This window comes from Sphaerisporangium sp. NPDC049002 (genome assembly GCF_040649355.1).
In the GTDB taxonomy this organism is placed as follows: domain Bacteria; phylum Actinomycetota; class Actinomycetes; order Streptosporangiales; family Streptosporangiaceae; genus Sphaerisporangium.
Genome location: NZ_JBEZFH010000073.1, coordinates 15,757 through 31,790, shown reverse-complemented (window position 1 = coordinate 31,790; position 16,034 = coordinate 15,757). Strand labels below are relative to the sequence as shown.

General features: G+C 70.5%; 14 protein-coding genes. 6 read left to right on the top strand and 8 right to left on the bottom strand.

The window, feature by feature from the left end; translation table 11 throughout:
* Positions 1-277: hypothetical protein (locus AB0B89_RS16980; protein ID WP_358553269.1), on the bottom strand; the 277-nt coding region annotated here is incomplete at its 3' end.
* 221 nt (positions 278-498) lie between these two features.
* Here AB0B89_RS16980 and AB0B89_RS16975 point away from each other — a divergent pair.
* Both AB0B89_RS16975 and AB0B89_RS16970 read left to right on the top strand, forming a co-directional pair.
* Positions 499-2,880, top strand: coding sequence for a helicase-associated domain-containing protein (locus tag AB0B89_RS16975; RefSeq protein ID WP_358553267.1), 2,382 nt, complete (start codon positions 499-501; stop codon positions 2,878-2,880).
* A 202-nt stretch (positions 2,881-3,082) separates the two neighbouring features.
* Positions 3,083-3,271: a hypothetical protein gene (locus tag AB0B89_RS16970; protein ID WP_358553265.1), complete on the top strand. Its 189-nt coding sequence runs from the start codon at positions 3,083-3,085 to the stop codon at positions 3,269-3,271.
* A 107-nt stretch (positions 3,272-3,378) separates the two neighbouring features.
* Here the strand turns inward: AB0B89_RS16970 and AB0B89_RS16965 are convergent, their stop codons facing one another.
* Positions 3,379-5,994, bottom strand: coding sequence for a penicillin acylase family protein (locus tag AB0B89_RS16965; RefSeq protein WP_358553264.1), 2,616 nt, complete (start codon positions 5,992-5,994; stop codon positions 3,379-3,381).
* A 120-nt stretch (positions 5,995-6,114) separates the two neighbouring features.
* Between AB0B89_RS16965 and AB0B89_RS16960 the strand changes: the two genes are divergently transcribed.
* Entirely contained in the window at positions 6,115-7,092 is a 978-nt protein-coding gene (locus AB0B89_RS16960) for an endonuclease/exonuclease/phosphatase family protein (RefSeq protein WP_358553262.1), read from the top strand.
* A 95-nt stretch (positions 7,093-7,187) separates the two neighbouring features.
* Here the strand turns inward: AB0B89_RS16960 and AB0B89_RS16955 are convergent, their stop codons facing one another.
* A complete protein-coding gene (locus tag AB0B89_RS16955; protein WP_358553260.1) occupies positions 7,188-8,006 on the bottom strand; it encodes an SAM-dependent methyltransferase in 819 nt (272 codons plus the stop codon).
* 217 nt (positions 8,007-8,223) lie between these two features.
* Entirely contained in the window at positions 8,224-8,775 is a 552-nt protein-coding gene (locus AB0B89_RS16950; RefSeq protein ID WP_358553258.1) for a DUF1349 domain-containing protein, read from the bottom strand.
* A gap of 110 nt (positions 8,776-8,885) precedes the next feature.
* Here AB0B89_RS16950 and AB0B89_RS16945 point away from each other — a divergent pair, with 110 nt between their 5' ends.
* On the top strand, positions 8,886-9,206 hold the full coding sequence (locus AB0B89_RS16945) for a co-chaperone GroES (protein WP_358553256.1): 321 nt from the start codon (positions 8,886-8,888) through the stop codon (positions 9,204-9,206).
* A gap of 157 nt (positions 9,207-9,363) precedes the next feature.
* Entirely contained in the window at positions 9,364-10,914 is a 1,551-nt protein-coding gene (locus tag AB0B89_RS16940; RefSeq protein WP_358553254.1) for a protein kinase, read from the top strand.
* 21 nt (positions 10,915-10,935) lie between these two features.
* Here the strand turns inward: AB0B89_RS16940 and AB0B89_RS16935 are convergent, their stop codons facing one another.
* The 3 genes from AB0B89_RS16935 to AB0B89_RS16925 form a co-directional block, all read right to left on the bottom strand.
* A complete protein-coding gene (locus AB0B89_RS16935; protein WP_358553252.1) occupies positions 10,936-11,775 on the bottom strand; it encodes an alpha/beta fold hydrolase in 840 nt (279 codons plus the stop codon).
* 182 nt (positions 11,776-11,957) lie between these two features.
* Positions 11,958-13,166 carry a helix-turn-helix domain-containing protein gene (locus AB0B89_RS16930; protein ID WP_358553250.1) on the bottom strand — a complete coding sequence of 403 codons (1,209 nt, stop codon included), beginning with the start codon at positions 13,164-13,166 and terminating at the stop codon, positions 11,958-11,960.
* A gap of 196 nt (positions 13,167-13,362) precedes the next feature.
* Positions 13,363-13,785, bottom strand: coding sequence for a TIGR02611 family protein (locus tag AB0B89_RS16925; RefSeq protein ID WP_358553249.1), 423 nt, complete (start codon positions 13,783-13,785; stop codon positions 13,363-13,365).
* A gap of 373 nt (positions 13,786-14,158) precedes the next feature.
* On the opposite strand from AB0B89_RS16925, the gene AB0B89_RS16920 reads away from it, so the two are divergent.
* A complete protein-coding gene (locus tag AB0B89_RS16920; protein WP_358553247.1) occupies positions 14,159-15,250 on the top strand; it encodes a hypothetical protein in 1,092 nt (363 codons plus the stop codon).
* Positions 15,251-15,330: 80 nt separating this feature from the next.
* On the opposite strand, the gene AB0B89_RS16915 is transcribed toward AB0B89_RS16920, so the two are convergent.
* The coding region (locus AB0B89_RS16915) for a cellulose binding domain-containing protein (protein ID WP_358553245.1) at positions 15,331-16,034 on the bottom strand (704 nt) is incomplete at its 5' end.

Sequence of the window (16,034 nt, the reverse complement as noted above, 5' to 3'; positions counted from 1 at the left end):
GTGAGGATGCCGTCACATCACGGAAGTCGCCGAGCTTTTCCGCATTGAATGCCATACTCAAACAAATCGAACAGCTCGGCCGTGCCGCCGGAGGATCCCCGGCCGGCACGCCGGGCGGTTCGCGGAACACATACAGCGCGACACCCAGAGCGCGACCACATACAACGCGACCACGTACAACGCGACACAGACAGCCGATCACCCACAGCGGCAACGGCGCCGCGACTCCCGTGACGCGGCAGGCGGCGCCCGCCTGCCCGCTCGACGAGCTCGTCACGGACCCCACGACATGCCCTCAGGCCTCCCGGCCTCCTGCGGGGGTCGGCTCGCGGCTGACCTGGCCCCAGAGCGCGCCCCGCTCGTACAGATCCGCGGAGAAGATGTTGATCTCGGGGTTCATTGATTCCGGTTCTATTCTGCTACGTCGATCCCGTCGGACGGGTGCTCTGCATTACGGTGTCTTCTTGGTGACTCCCGCGAGACCTTCGAGAGACTGTGATGGATGATCACCTGCTCGACTGGTTGACGACCCTTGACGAAGAGCGGCTCTCCCGCGTCCTGGCCAATCGCCCGGACGCGATCGCCGCGCCCTGGCCGCGCCGCCTCGACACGCTCGCACGGCGCCTGAGCGACGACTTCGCCGTCATGGAGGTCATGCGCGGCCTCCCCCTGCCCCCGCTGGAGATCCTCCAGGCCTCCCTGGTGATCGGCGACCGCGCCGGCGGCGACGAGCTCGCCCGCTTCCTCGGGGTGACCGCGGCGGAGGTCCTGCCCTGGCTCGACAGCCTGTTCGACCACGCCCTCGCCTGGCCGGGGCCGGACGGCCGCCTGCACCTCGCCGAGGCCGTCGCCCGGTGGTGGACCGCCCCGTGCGGGCTCGGCGACCCCCTTGTCACCTACCTCGACTCCTGGACCGTGAACGCCGAGGGACTGCGCCGCATGAGCCGCACTCTCGGGCTGCCGGCCCAGGGCGGCAGGCGCCAGCTCATGACGCGCGTCGCGGCGGCTCTCGGCGACGCCGACCGGCTGGCCGCGCTGCTGACCGGCGCACCCGACGGCACGGTCAGCCTGCTCGACGAGTTCGCGTGGGACGGGCCGGTGCGCGGCGTCGAGGGCAACCGCTTCGTCTCCCCCGGCTCCCCCGAGAAGTGGGCGGCCGACCGGGGGCTGCTCTACCGCACCCAGTGGGACATCGCCGAGATGCCCCGCGAGGTCGCGCTCGCGCTGCGCGGCCCCGACTACCATCCTCCCTTCACCCCCGAGCCGCCCGAGCTCGGCGCGGTCCCCGCCGATCCCGAGGCCGTCGACCACGCGCTGTGCCTGGCCGCGCCGCACGCCGTCGACCGGGCGGCCGCCCTGCTGGAGAACACCGACAAGTTCCCGCTCCCCCTGCTCAAGGGAGGCGGCGTCGGGGTGCGCGAGGTGCGCCGGATCGTCAAGGAGAGCGGCTGCACCGAGGAGGAGACCCGGCTGCTGCTGGAGGTCTGCGCCGTGGCCCGGCTGCTGGCCTGGGACGAGGCGGCGGGCGGCCTCATCCCGACCAAGCGGTTCGACGCCTGGCGGCTGGAGGACGCCCCCGCGCGGCTGCGGGTGCTGCTCGCCGCGTGGTGGCGCATGGAGCGCTCGTCGCTGCGCCGCACCGCCGGCAGGTATCCCACGGTGCTCAGCGACGACCCGGCAGGGGAGACCGTGGCCCGCATCCGCTGGGCCGTGCTCGCCACGCTCGCCACGCTCCCCCCGGACACGGCGTTCGCGAGCCTGCCCGAGCTCGTCCAGGCCGTGCACTGGCGGGCCCCGCTGCTCGACGGGGTGCTCCTGGCCGAGTGCTGCCCCGCCATCCTGGAGGAGGCGCGGCTGCTCGGGCTCGTCACCTGCGACGCGCTGACCAGTCTCGGCCGGGCGCTGGCGACCCTCGGCTCGGCCGTGGCCGGCGACGAGCAGGACGAGACGGTGCCCGAGATCGAGCGTGACCCCGGCCTGGTCGAGGCCTCGGTGCACGCGCTCGCGAGCGCGCAGCGCACCGCGCTCTTCGGGGCCGACCTGACGGCCGTCGTGACCGGGCCCCCCGCCGCCGAGCTGTCGGGCCTGCTCGACCGGGCCGCCGATCGCGAGTCCCAGGGCGCGGCGTCGGTGTGGCGGTTCACCGCCGCCAGTGTGCGCCGTGCGCTGGACGCGGGGTACTCCGCCGAGTCGCTGCTGGAGGAGCTCCGTACGGCCGGCACCCTCCCGCAACCGCTGACCTACCTCGTCAAGGACGTGGCGCGGCGGTACGGCGAGGTCACGGTGACCACGGTCGGCTGCATCATCCAGGGCTCCGACCCGGGTCTGCTGGCCGAGATCGCCGGGCACCGCCGCCTCGCCAGGCTCGGGCTGCGGCTGCTGGCGCCCACCGTTCTCGCCGGCACCGCTCCGGCCGACCGTACGCTCGCCGCGTTGCGCGACGCCGGGTACGCGCCGGTGCCGGTGGACGACACCGGGGAGATCGCGATCAGGCGCGAGCCGCAGGGCGGGCGGCTGATCCTGCTGCCCGGCGGGCGGGTGGCCGAGCTGGAGGAGCCGCAGGCCCCCATCGCCGAGCCCCCTCCCGACCCCCGCGAGCACGCCCGGCGCCTGATGGAGACCCGGGAGCAGGAGCGTCACACCGGGCAGACCTGGGCGGTGATCGGCCGCATGGCGACCCGCCTGCCCACGGCCCAGCAGTCGCTGCTCGGGTTCGTCGTCGACCGGGGAGTACGCGCGCTCATCACCCTCTCGGACGGCCTCACCGCGACGATCAGCCACGGCGAGCTGCGGCGCGGCGTGCTGGACGCCTGGTGCGAGGAGGCGGGCGACTACCTGGAGTTCCCGCTGGCCGAGATCTCCTCGGTGACGAGCGGCTGACCGGGAGCGACGGCAGGCACGTAAGCCATCGAAGGTCTCAGACGCGGGAAGGGCTCCCTGACCTGCGTGGTCGCCGAGAACGGCATGAGTGCCGCGCTGCTGGGCACAGGGAGACGGACAACCGGCGCGTCCGCCGTCCCCGACGGCCCGAGGGTGGGGCACAGACATGGACTTACTCGGCATTCACGGCCCGATGGGCCGGATGGGGCCCTCTTCGTTCCATCGGGCGCTCATCGGGTGGGAGGACCTGCTCGCGAGGATGACCTCGGGGGTCCACCTCCGGCACCGGTGGACCCCCGTGGAGACCATCGGGTACGTGGTCACCCAGCGGTGCCGCACCTGCGACAGGACCCGCGTGCGGGTGTCCGCCCACGCGGACCGGAACGCCTGAGAACCGCAGGCCAGGATGCCTGAGAACCGCAGGCCAGGACGCCTGAGGACGGCGGGCTGGAACGTCTTCGGACCGCCGGCCGGAACAGGCCGGAACGGCTTTCGGAGCTACGGGCTGAGCGTGAGCGTGTTCACGGCGTCCTTCCGCACTGCCGGCTCGGTCTGGCGCATCGGGGTCGCGTCGCCGTCGGCCCAGATCGGCGCCTGGTCGTCGTAGTTCGCGTGGAAGGCGTGCCCGGACGCGCCCGTCAGGTTGGCCCAGCGCGATCGGTCCAGGTCGGCGAGGTCCACGACCATCCGCATCGACGGCACCCAGTTGACCTCGTATCCCTCGGTGGCGTCCCAGCCGGTCGCGTCGACCGCGTCCTTGCCCCCGGCGAGCTTCAGCGGGCCCCGGTTGAACAGCCACTCGACCGGGCCGATGCCCGAGGTCCCGAAGGTCTCGTTGGTCAGCTCAAGCGTGTGCAGGTCGCCCCAGTGCCAGTCCGCGGGCAGGTCACCCAGCGCCGTCCTGAGCTCCTCGGTGGCGTCGGTCATCGCCGCACGCAGCATGTCGTCGCGGGTCTCGGCCCTGTCCTTGGTGCGCGCGTCGTCCCACCAGGGGTCGGCGGGCTTGTCGAGCAGTGAGCGCACCACCTCGTACCAGCGGTCGCCGCCGCCCGCGTGGCCGCCTTCGGGCAGCTCGTCGTCGAAGGTGCGCTGGAGCAGGTGGCGCCAGACGGCGTTGAAGTAGGCCGCCCCTGCGGAGTCACGGCTCTGGGTGAAGTCCCACGCCGCGAGCAGGTCCTTGATCTCGCCGTCGCCGTCGAGGGGGATGCCCGCCCGCAGCAGGTACGGCACGAGGACGGGCGCCAGGGTGTTGGACGAGTCCATCTGGATGTCCCGCATCGTCGCGACCGAGATCTTCCCCTTGGCGGTGGCCTGCTCGATCCGGTCCACGATGCGCTGGGAGCGGTAGCCGTAGGACCAGTCGGAGGTCAGGAACCGGCTGTAGGTGGGGCCGGCGGCCGCGTTGTTGGCGGTGGCGATGAACCCCTCCTGCGGGTTGTACGCCATGGGCAGCTCTTCGAAGGGGATGAACCCGGTCCACTCCTCGTCACCGGTCCATCCCTTCGCGGGCCACCGGCCGTCGCCCTTGGACCTGACGGGGATCCGCCCGGGAGCCTGGTAACCGATATTGCCGTCTACATCCGCATAAATCATGTTCTGGGCGGGTGCCTCGAAGTACGACGCGGCCTTCCTGAACTGGTCGAAGTCCGACGCCGTGTCGAGCAGCAGCAGGGCGTCGGCCGTACGTCCGGGGTCCAGGGCCGTCCAGCGGAGGGCGACCTCCACGTCGTACCCGGCGGCCGGGAGCTTGCCGGTCTCCCCCGCCTTCGCCCCCGTCGCCTTCTCCCCCGCGTTGGCGGCGGCGCCGGGCAGGGCGTCCCCCGCGCCACCGAGCACGCCGGAGATGACGGGCCCGTGCTTGGTCGACCGTACGGTCAGCCTCTCGGAGGGGCGGCCGGCGACCTTGATCTCCTCGGTGCGGGTCTCCATGGGCAGCCACTCGCCCCTGGCCTCGTAGGTCTCCCCCTTGGTGCGCTCCAGGTAAAGATCGGTGACGTCGGGGCCGAGGTTGGTGAAGCCCCAGGCGACCCGGTCGTTGTGCCCGATCACGACCCCGGGGAGGCCGGAGAAGGTGTAGCCGACGACGTCGTAGGGGCACGCGGCGGACTTCACGCGGCAGTGCAGCCCGGCCTGGTACCAGATGGACGGGATGCGCGGCCCGAGGTGCGGGTCGTTGGCCAGCAGCGGCTTGCCCGTGTCGGTGTGCGCGCCGCTCACGACCCAGGAGTTCGAGCCGATCCCCGCGTGGTCCGCCCCGCCGGTGCCGAGCGGCGAGGGTACGGCTCGCAGCGTCCGCGACACCTCGGCGAGCGCCCGCGACTCCACCGTGCCCGGCGTCGTCCCCTCGGGGGCCTTCGCCATGGCCGTGGGATCGAACCCGCCGTCCCGTACGGCTCCCGTCGTGACGATCGGCTGGTGCCGGTCGAACGGGTAGGCAGGGAACAGCTCGTTCACCCGGTCCACGGGCACCGCGGAGGCGTCGACGGCGCGCTCCAGCTCGTCGTCCATGTTGGAGCGCAGGTCCCAGGCCATCCCCTTGAGCCAGGCCAGCGAGTCGGCGGGGGTCCACGGCTCGGGTGTGTAGGAGCCGTTGGTCAGCTTGAGCACGGCGTATTCGAGGCTCTTGTCGGCGAAGCCCTGGTGCTGCCCCATCCAGGCGTTGACGCCCGCCGCGTAGTCGTCAAGGGCTTGGCGCGTGCCGGGAGCGAGCAGGCTCACCTCCCGCTCCGCCGTACGCCGCCAGCCGAGCGTGCGCACCACCTTGTCCACGTCGAGCGTGGACGCGCCGAACAGCTCCGACAGGCGCCCGGCTGTGGTCTTGCGGCGGAAGTCCATCTCCCAGAACCGGTCCTGGGCGTGGACGTACCCCTGTGCCCTGAAGAGGTCCTCCGGGTTGTCCGCGTAGATCTGCGGGATGCCGTACCGGTCGCGCAGGACGGTCACCTTCGCGCTCAGGCCGGGGAGCCGGAGCTCGCCGTCGAGCTGCGGGAACGACCTTCGTACCGTCCAGACACCCACCCCGGCGAGGACGATCGCCGCCACCAGGACGGCCGCGAGGATGCGCGCCCCCCATCGGAGCGGACGCGGGAACCGAGCAAAGGGGGCGATCCTCAAGATTCACGGCCTTTCACGACATGTGCGCATCACAGTATCGGGGGCCGCTTATGTGCGATTGATTACCAAGGGGCCGCTGTTCGGCAAACCTCAAGCCCTGGACGCTGCGACAATCGCGGCATGATCGACGAAACCATCCCGAAACGGCGATGGCTGTGGGTGACCGTACTGGTGTGGCTGCTCGTGGCGCCCTTCGCGGCATGGACGGTGCTGCGCCTCGCCGGATGGGACGTCGGGCTGTACTGGATCCAGCTCATCGCCTTCACCCCGCTGGTCGCCGCCGCCTCGCCGGTCGCCCTCCTGGTCGCCCTGGTCCTGCGCCGGTGGCCGGCGGCGGTGGCGGGCGCGCTCGTGACGGCCGTGCTCGGGGCCTGCGTGCTGCCGAGGGCGCTCGCGGAGGGCAACCCGCCGGCGGACGGGCCGGAGCTGCGGGTGATGTCCACCAACATGGCGGTCGGCGCGGCGTCCGCCGGGGAGATCGTCGGCCTGGCACGGCGGCTGAAGCCGGACGTACTGCTGGTACAGGAGCTCACACCCGCCGCCGTGGAGGTTCTGAAGAAGGCCGGCCTCGACGAGCTGCTGCCGAACCGGACGGGCTCTCCGGCCAACGGACCCTGGGGATCGGGCATCTACGCGCGGTTCCCGCTCCGCGCGGCGTCCGTGATCACCTACGGGAACTTCCGGCAGGCCGATGCCATCGTGCGGGTGCCCGGCGGTCCCGAGGTGTACGTGGCGTCGGTGCATCCGTGCGCGCCACGCTTCGACTACAAGGTCTGGTGCTGGGCCAAGGGCCTGCAGGCGCTCCCCGCCGCCGAACCGCGCGGGGTCGTACGCGTCCTGGCCGGCGACTTCAACGCCACGCTCGACCACGGGGCGCTGCGGCGGCTGCTCGGCACGGGCTACCGGGACGCCGCCGACGTCACCGGGCAGGGCCTGTCACCGACCTGGCCCGCGAAGGGGTGGAAGCCGATCCCGGGGGTCACGCTCGACCATGTGCTGACCGACCCGCGCGTCGCGATCCGCGCGTACAGCACGCACCTGGTGCCCCAGACCGACCACCGCACGGTCTTCGCCCGGCTGGTGCTTCCGCGAGCCTGAGCGTTCCCGTCAGCCCAGGCCCGGCCGAGCGTCCAGGCCGGGCATGGCGTGCAGGCCAGGTGTGCGTGCGGGTCGCGTTCGCGGGCGGGAAACGGTCAGGGGCCGGTTTTGCGGCCCACCCCGCCGACCAGCCATGCCTTCTCCGGGCGGTGGACGTTGAGGGGGTTGTCGGGGCGCCACTGCCGTATGTAGACCAGCCCGGGATCGACCAGCTCCATGCCGTCGAAGAAGCCCAGGACCTGGTCGCGCGTGCGGCCGTCGCCCTCCGTGCGGCCGAAGACCCGGTGGTAGATGTCCACGATCGGCGCCGCCGCCTCGGGACGGGAGTCGAAGACCGCGTGGATGACGACCAGATGGCTGCCCACCGGCATCAGGTCGCGCAGCTCGGCCACGCGCTTGAAGGGGCCGTCCTCGTCGGGGATGAACTGCAGGGCGCTGATGACCACGACGGCGAAGGGCCGCTCGACGTCGATCACCCGCCGCAGGCCGGGATCGGCGAGCAGCTCGGCGGGGTGGAGGATGTCGCCCTCGACGACGCCGGTGCGGTCGTCGGTGGCGAGCAGCGCACGGGAGTGCGAGAGCACGACCGGATCGGTCGACACGTACACCACACGGGCGTCGGGTGTCAGCGACTGGGCGACCTGGTGGGTGTTCCGCTGGCCGGGGATCCCCGCTCCGACGTTGACGAACTGCGTGACGCCCTGCTCCACGAGGTAGTGGATCACCCGGTCCTGGAAGGCCTGGCTCTCCCTCGCCATCGTGCGGATCTCGGGGGCCACGGCCAGGATCTGCTCGGCGGCCTCGCGGTCGGCGGCGAAGTTGTCCTTCCCGTCGAGGAAGTAATTGGCGATTCGGGCGTAATTGGGAGCGCTGATGTCCAGGCTCCCCGGCGCCCGCCTGGTCTCGTCAGTCACGCTTCAGCCCCTCAGCGACGCACGGGATCACGAGCAATGTAACGGTCGAGGTGCGGCGAAACACCATCAAGACCCCCACAAACACCCGAATCCATCCCAGGCACCCAACATGTACATATTACGGTCCTACGCCCTCATGACTCCCGCTTTGATAGATAACAATCCTACCGAAAAACGGGCAGTAGCGGACATAGCACTTAATACCGGCATTAGACCATCAGGAGACCTTCACCGAGGTGAAGCGGGTCTCGAAGCCCTCGCCCACGGGAGCCGCGCACATGATGCCCGCCAAGGCCGGGACCGACGGCGGGAAGTAGGCGAGACGGAGCATGGTGAGCGGATCGGCGCCGTCGAGCCCGTACCTCACGATCACGGTGTCGCCCTCGCGCGCCAGTTCCAGGCTCACCGACTCGACCGGGCCGGAGACCGGCAGGATGGACCAGTCGGAGAAGTCCCTGGTCACCACGGTACTGATGTTGATCTTCCCGTCGACGTACTCGACGCCCGCCTTGATCCAGTTCTTCTCGTCGACGCGGAGCACCGCGCCCGCCTGGTCGTACTGCTCGGCGTAGGACGCCTGGAAGGTCGTGGTCACGCGCAGGTCTCCGGAGACGACCTTGCCGAACATGTGGGCGGTGTCGTAGGTGTACCCGTAGTGGGTGATCCGCCAGGCGTCGGTGCGCGCGTCGGCGGTGACCCGGAGATCCTCACCCGCCGACCACTTGGCGGGCTCGTTGACCCACTGCCATCCGCTGAAGTCCTCGGTCATCGTGCCTCCTTGCGGTCACCCTACAGATCATGTCAATGGGAGCGCTCCCAGCGCATGGGGCACGACGAAGTCGCGTCACCCTCCACCCCGAGGCCGAATAAGCTGCGAAGGTGGCTGACCCGAAGTTCGAGATCCAGATGCTCCATGACCGTGTCATGGTGAAGGTCGAGCCGGAGTCCGAGGAGCGCCGCAGTTCGGCGGGCATCGTCATCCCGGCCACCGTCACGATGGCGAACCGGCTGGTGTGGGGTGAGGTGTGCGGCGTCGGCGCGAACGCCCGGCTGGTCAAGGTGGGTGACAAGGTGCTGTTCAACTCCGAGGACCAATACGAGGTCGAGGTACACGGCCAGGTCTACCTCGTCATGCGCGAGCGCGATCTGCACGCCCTGGCCACCCCGCAGTCCGAGCAGGGCACCGGCCTGTACCTCTGACCCGCTGTTCGCGTCGCCTGTGACCGGCTTCCTCCGTCGCGTCACCTCTGGCCGGCTTCCCTCCGCCTTCGCCTCCTGTGACCGGTTCACCCGCCACCCGGACCGTGATCGCCGGGTACCGTGATCACTTCCGAGGGGGAAGGACCGGGAGGGACCGATGCCGGACATCACGCCGTTGCTTCATGGAGACCCGCACGAGGCGGGCGGGTACCGGCTGGAGGGACGCCTCGGCGCCGGCGGGCAGGGGGTGGTGTACCTCGGGCGCGGGGCGGGGGGCGAGCCGGTCGCGGTCAAGCTGCTCCGCGCGGGCCTGACGGCCGGCGAAGAGGACCGCCACCGCTTCGCCCGCGAGATCGCGGCCGCGCGCCGGGTCGCGCCGTTCTGCGTGGCCCAGGTGCTCGACGCCGATCCGGACGCCGCCCAGCCCTACGTCGTCACCGAGTACGTCCCCGGCCCCTCGCTGGCGCGGGCCGGTATCCGTTCCGGCCCGGACCTGCACCGCCTGGCGATCGCGACCGCCACCGCGCTCGCCGCGGTGCACGAGGCCGGGATCGTCCACCGCGACTTCAAGCCGGCGAACGTCCTGCTGGGCCCGGACGGGCCACGGGTGATCGACTTCGGCATCGCGCGGGCGCTGGAGGGCTCGGCGACGCTCAGCAGCCACATCGTCGGCACCCCCGCGTACATGGCCCCCGAGCAGCTCGCGGGGGCGTCGATCGGCCCGGCCGCCGACGTCTTCGCCTGGGGCGGTGTGATCGTGTACGCGGCGAGCGCGCGCCCGCCGTTCGGCGAGGACACGCTGCCCGCGGTGATGAACCGCATCCTCACCGCCCCGCCCGACCTCGGACCGCTCACAGAGCCTCTGCGGTCGATCGTCGCCGACGCCCTCGGCAAGGACCCGGCCACCAGGCCGACGATGATCGACATTCACCTGCGCCTGCTCGGCCGGGCCGTCCCCGCCGCCGAACCGTCCCCGGCCGTCCTTCCGCCGGCCGTCCCTCCACCCGCCCTACCTCCCTCGGGCTTCCCTCCGCACGCGACACAGCCCACGGCCCCCCCTCCGCACGCGACACAGCCCGCGGCGCCTCGCCGGCGCCGGCGAGTGGCGGTCGCCGGCATGACTCTGGCGGTGCTGGCGGCCGGCGCCACCGCGGTGGTGCTCCTGCCGGCCATCCGCGGGAAAGCTCCGGGCATCACCGCCACGACCTCCGACCTCACCTCGGCGTCCACGACCCCGCCGTCGATCCCGTCCATGTCCGCGACGATCGCCGGATCCACCGTCGTGACTCCCGGTCCCACCCCATCCACCACAGTGCCGGCGAGTCCCACTGCGACAGCCGCCACTCCCAGTGCCTCACCCAAGGCCGCCACGTTCCCGGCGAGGTTCGCGGGGGTGTGGCGCGGCAAGATCAGGTGGGATCCGGGAGCCGGCGACTTCCTCGTCCTGACGGTCAGGCGCGGCGGCAGGACGATCACGGAGACATACCCTGGCGCCTGCACGGGAACATCGAAGCTCGTGCGGATCAACGGGGACATCGCGACACTCAAGCGGGTGAGCATGCGCGGCTCCTGCGTACGCAACGGCACGATCACCCTGTCCCTCACCGCGAACGGCAGACTGGAGGTCGCCTACTCGGGCCTCGGGGAGAGCGAGTACACCCGGGGTGAGCCCTTCACCATGTACGGCGAGCTGAAGCGGGACTCCTGAGCCGGGTAGCCCCCTTTCGGGTCAGCCGAGCGGGTTCAGGCAGTTGATCCGCCCGTGTGAGGACGAGGTGTCCAGCTCGTCGAGCACCATCCTCTGGACGACGGGGTCGACGATCACGCCTAAGTGGGCGCTGAAGTCGAGCGGGCAGGAATCCTGGAGCAGGAGGTTGCGCACCCCGGGCCCGCGGAGGTACGCCGAGGTGTACGGGGTGACCACCTCGTCGAACATGGTCGTGATGACCGAGTAGTCCACGCCCGGTACCGTGTCGCCGCCCGCGTTCAGGTTCGCCAGGAACCCGGAGCCGGCGATCTGCTGGCCGCAGGCCGGGCAGGCGTCGGTGACCGGCCCGGTGAGGCCCAGCAGGTCGCCGAGCACGACCAGGCCGCTCAGGCTGGTGCCGTGGTTGGAGGGCACGATGCCGACCAGCTTCCGCACCTTGGCCGCGCCGCCGAGGAACTTCAGGTAGTACCTGGGCATCATGCCGCCCTGGGAGTGTCCGACGATGTCCACTTCGGGCACCTGGGTCGCCGCGAGCACCCGGTCGACGAAGGCCGACAACTGCCCGGCCGACCGGGCGATGTCCCCGGTGCCCTGGATGAGGGCGTTCTCCGCGCCTCCGTAGTTGAGCGCGAAGACGCAGTAGCCGTTCCTCTTGAGCACCGGCGCGATCTTCAGCCAGTTGACCGCCATGTTCTCGAAGGTCCCGTGGACCAGGACCACGGGACGCGGATGGGCGGCCGACGGCCTGCACGTCCAGTCGTTCGCGCCCGACGGGGAGGTCTCGGCGCGCGCGGTTCCCGTGAACGCCGAGGAGAGCAGTACGGCCCCGACCAATGCCGAGACGACGACTCGAAAACGCATGACTTTCCTGCCTTCCAGCCAATAACTGGCTGTTTCGACTGAATGACAGAAAAGTTAAATCAGGCGTGCGTGAATAACATTGTCCCGGGCAATGAAAGGTGCCCACCTTGGTATCACGTGAATGACAAAACAGCAGGTCAGACACGCTGAAGAGAACTCACCTCAATACCCGTGCAGCACTCTCAGCGCTGGACGGCACGCGCGGAAAGAGCCCGGGCGCGTAGTGCTATTTCCAGCTCGAAACGGTCGTTGGGCGCCTTGAGCTGGTCGCTGAACAGTTCCGTCGCCTGCCTGAGCCGGTAACGCACCGTCTGCGGGTGGATGTGCAGCCGCGACGCCACCTCGTTGGCGTTGTAGCCGCTCTGCAGCCACGCCAGCAGCGTCTCGGCGATGCGGTCACGCTGCGCGGGACGAAGCTCGCGCAACGGTGCCAGCCTCACGCGCCTCATCACCCTGATCAGCGCTTCGTCTCTGAAGATGATGAGCGTGGACAGGTGGTCGGCGCAGCGGATGACCTGGTCGCACGCCAGCACCCCGCGGCGGGCCAGCGCGAGCGCCTCGCGCGCCAGGCGCAGCGACTGCGCCGCCTCGTTCACGGGCACCGGCGGGCCGAGGACGACGTACCAGTCCTTCAGCGCGACGTCGAGGATCCTCATGCGGCCGGGGCCTTCGGGGTCGGGGACGACGAGGCACGGGTCGGACCGGTCGAGGTCGGACAGGACGTCCGGCGGGAGGGCGGGCCTGGCTCCCGCCCCCGGCGAGCGGGCGGCCATCGCGACCCCGGCGAGGGTCCTCGGCACCGCCCACCGCACCGCCCTGGCGAGGTCCTCCACGGCCCGGGGGTCGGCGGGCGGGTCGGAGACCAGCAGGTCGAGCAGGCGACGACGGCGCAGTTCCAGCTCGCCCGCGACCTTGACCTGCGCCTCGGCGTACCCCTCGGCCGCGGCGGCGGCGATCTCGTCCAGGTACACGAGGATCGCCTCGCCCACCGCGCACAGGCGCTGCCGCGAGAGGTTCAGCGTCTCGGACTCCAGGGCGAGCCGTCGCCAGGCCACCCGGGCGCAGATGCGCAGCGCCGCCTGGAGCGAGTCGAGCGGACGGCCCTCGTTGGCCTCGCCCTTGCCGATCGCGCGGAAGACCTCCAGCAACCGGCCCTTGCCGGACCCGTTGTCGGCCGCCCGGTCGAGGAACTGCTTGAGCGCCTCCTCCACCGCCCGCCGCACGGCCCTGACGTACTTCTCGTCGCCCGGCCTCGCGTACTCGGGCACGCTCGCCTGTATGTCGCCGATCATCTCTTCAGTTAGATCGGCGAGATGGGCGCGGATGACGTCGGCGAACTCGCGGGGCACGGGGGACCCGGGGGACGCGGCCTGTGCCGCGACGGCGCTCACACGCGTCCCTGGATGGCGCTCACCTGATGCACCTCTTGTCCGGTGAGGATCTCTGATGCCGGACGTTACTCCGATCAAGCGATGATATTTATGCTTTCCATCACATTTCTCGGTGAGTTGTCGCGCACCCAGGTGACAAATTCGCTACCCGGCTTCCACGAGGGAATCCCGGCTCGCGAGCACGCCGGCGGATCCGTCACGTCACGAACTGGCGGGCCTCTTCGACGAGGTCGATGCCGAGGCTGATTTTGATCATGAACCAGACGATCACTGCGGCGGCGGCCAGGGTGACGGCGCCGACCAGGACGCGCACCGGCCACCCCTGGCGTTTGAGCCAGTCGGTCCAGTCGGACAGGGTCTTCTTGGCGAACTCCAGCAGCCGGTGGGCCCACGCGAACTCGGTCGCGAGCACGGCCAGACCGGCGAACACGATCAGCCAACCGGGGCCGGGCAGCGGCACGAGGATGAGGCCGCCGATCACCAGCGCGGCCCCCACCACCCCGATGACGATCTTCAAGGTGAGGCGGCCCGTGCGCGTCGCCCGCACGCCTTCCAGCCAGCCCTTGAACCCCTCGGACCTCGGCCTTCCGGCAGCGTCGCCGCGCCTGTCCTCGGTCACGGCCACCATTACACCCCCCGGTCGGACCCCCATGTCGTTGTCCACAATAGGTGGGCCCGTCCGTGCTTGCCTCCTACCGCAGGCAGAACTCGCCGTACGACTCCAGGTGGAGGCCGTACGAGCGCGCCCACTCCCCTACCTGCGGGTTTTCGGGTGGTCATCCACTCCGCGCCAGTCCTGACCGATGACTCGGGGAGTCCGAGAGAGTCGGCACGGCCGGAAAGGTTGGGTCTTCTCAAAGGCCGGATGCCGGGTTATCAAAAGCCGTAGAGGCGGTGTGATTCCAGACACTCCATCCTGAACCACTTTCGCCGGGACACCGGCGTCGCGGTTACGTGTGCCAGTCCAGCCCCGAATCCGGATGGAGGATGACATGAGTCGGCTACGTAGGGTGATCCTGCGGATGCTCTGCATCACGGCCATGCTCGCAGCGGGTCTCACCTCGGTGACCACCAGCGCGCAGGCAGCCGTCCCCAATCGCTGGGGATTCGCGTACGTCAACACCACGTCCGGCGTTCCCGACCCGAACCACCAGGCGGGTAGCTGGGCTCCCGGGCCCAGCGTCACCGTCAGCCCCGGAGGGGCCGGCCAGACGTTCGTGAGGTTCCCGAACATCGGCATCCCGACCGGCGGGATCGTCCATGTCACGGCGGTTTCCCCGAACGCCTACTGGTGCCAGGTCCAGAAGTGGTTCCAGTCCGGGCCGGACGAGATCGTGGCGGTGCAGTGCTACAAGTACGGCGGAGGCCCGGTCTCCACGCCGTACTCCGTCGTCTTCTCGGAGAGCACCGGGCCGGTGCCCCTTCCCCAGGCGTTCGCCTACGTCCACTGGAACGGCTCTGCAATCGGCTCGTCGTTCAACTCGGCCCTGGCCCCTAACACCGTCACGCCGACCAGCGTGGGCGTGTGGACCGTGGACCTGACGGGCATCGGCTCCTCCGGTCAGGCGGGCAACATCCAGGTGACGGCCGTCGACTCCGGCGTGCCGGCCCGCTGCAAGATCGGCGCGTGGTCGCCGTACGCCGGCGGGCAGAAGATCCAGGTGAGGTGCCACAACGCGACGAACGTCCCGCTCAACACCGGGTTCAACCTGACCTACCAGCGCGAGCGGGCGATCACCGGGGCGGCGATCCCGCCGAAGAACTTCGCCTACACCTACGACAACACGCCCGCCAACCCCGGGCCGTACGTGCCGGTGCCCGCGGCGATCAACTACAACGCGCAGGGCTCCTTCAACGACATCCAGAGCGCCGGGGTCGGCTACCGCCTCGTGACCTTCCACAAGGTCGGCGTGCTCCAGGATGACGTGCAGGTCACGGCATTCGGGCCCGGACCCGAGTACTGCAACCTGCTCACCCTGTGGACCACGTCGAGCCTCGAGGCGTTCGTGCGCGACATCGTCTGCTACAACGCCGTCACTCCGGTGAACTACCCGTCGATGTCCACCTACGTCTCCGCTTTCTGACCCACGTCCTTCGTCCGCCTCGCCGGACGGTGAGGGGCCCGGCGCCTGGATGGCGCCGGGCCCCTCAGCTCATCGCCGTACTAGCTCGCCGTGCAGGTGACCGTCGCGGGGACGGTGTTCGTCGTCGTCCAGCTCGCGCTGAAGCCGAAGGACGTCGAGGCGCCGGCGCCCAGGGCGCCGTTGTAGCTCGCGTTCTTCACGGTGACGTCCGCCCCGGTCTGGGTCAAAGTGCCGCCCCAGATCTGGGTGATGGTCTGTCCGTTGGCGAAGGTCCACTTCACCGTCCAGCCGGTGATCGCCGCGGTGCCGGTGTTCTTGACCGCGACGTCGCCCTGGAAGCCGCCCGGCCAGGAGTTGGTGACCGTGTAGGTGGCCGTGCAGCCGCCGCCGGTCCCGCCGCCGCTGGTGGTGGTGAAGGTGACCGAGGTGGAGGCGGCCGAGCTGTTGCCCGCCGCGTCCCGCGCCACCACGTAGTAGGTGTACGACGTGCTCGCCGTCAACCCGGTGAGCACGTACGACGTGGAGGTCGCCGTCCCCACCTTCACGTCCGGGCTGCCCACCCGGTACACGTCGTACCCCGTCACCCCGACATTGTCGGTGGACGCCGTCCACGACAGCGTCGCCCCCGTCGAGGTGATCGCCGACGCGGCGGGGGTGCCCGGCTTCGTCGGCGCCGTGGTGTCCGTGCCGCCGCCGCTGGTGGTGGTGAAGGTGACCGAGGTGGAGGCGGCCGAGCTGTTGCCCGCCGCGTCCCGCGCCACCACGTAGTAGGTGTACGACGTGC

Coding starts and splice junctions, on each gene's coding strand:
- AB0B89_RS16975 (WP_358553267.1), top strand. CDS start 499: ATGGATGATCACCTGCTCGACTGGTTGACGACCCTTGACGAAGAGCGG.
- AB0B89_RS16970 (WP_358553265.1), top strand. CDS start 3,083: ATGGGGCCCTCTTCGTTCCATCGGGCGCTCATCGGGTGGGAGGACCTG.
- AB0B89_RS16960 (WP_358553262.1), top strand. CDS start 6,115: ATGATCGACGAAACCATCCCGAAACGGCGATGGCTGTGGGTGACCGTA.
- AB0B89_RS16950 (WP_358553258.1), bottom strand. CDS start 8,775: ATGACCGAGGACTTCAGCGGATGGCAGTGGGTCAACGAGCCCGCCAAG.
- AB0B89_RS16940 (WP_358553254.1), top strand. CDS start 9,364: ATGCCGGACATCACGCCGTTGCTTCATGGAGACCCGCACGAGGCGGGC.
- AB0B89_RS16935 (WP_358553252.1), bottom strand. CDS start 11,775: ATGCGTTTTCGAGTCGTCGTCTCGGCATTGGTCGGGGCCGTACTGCTC.
- AB0B89_RS16920 (WP_358553247.1), top strand. CDS start 14,159: ATGAGTCGGCTACGTAGGGTGATCCTGCGGATGCTCTGCATCACGGCC.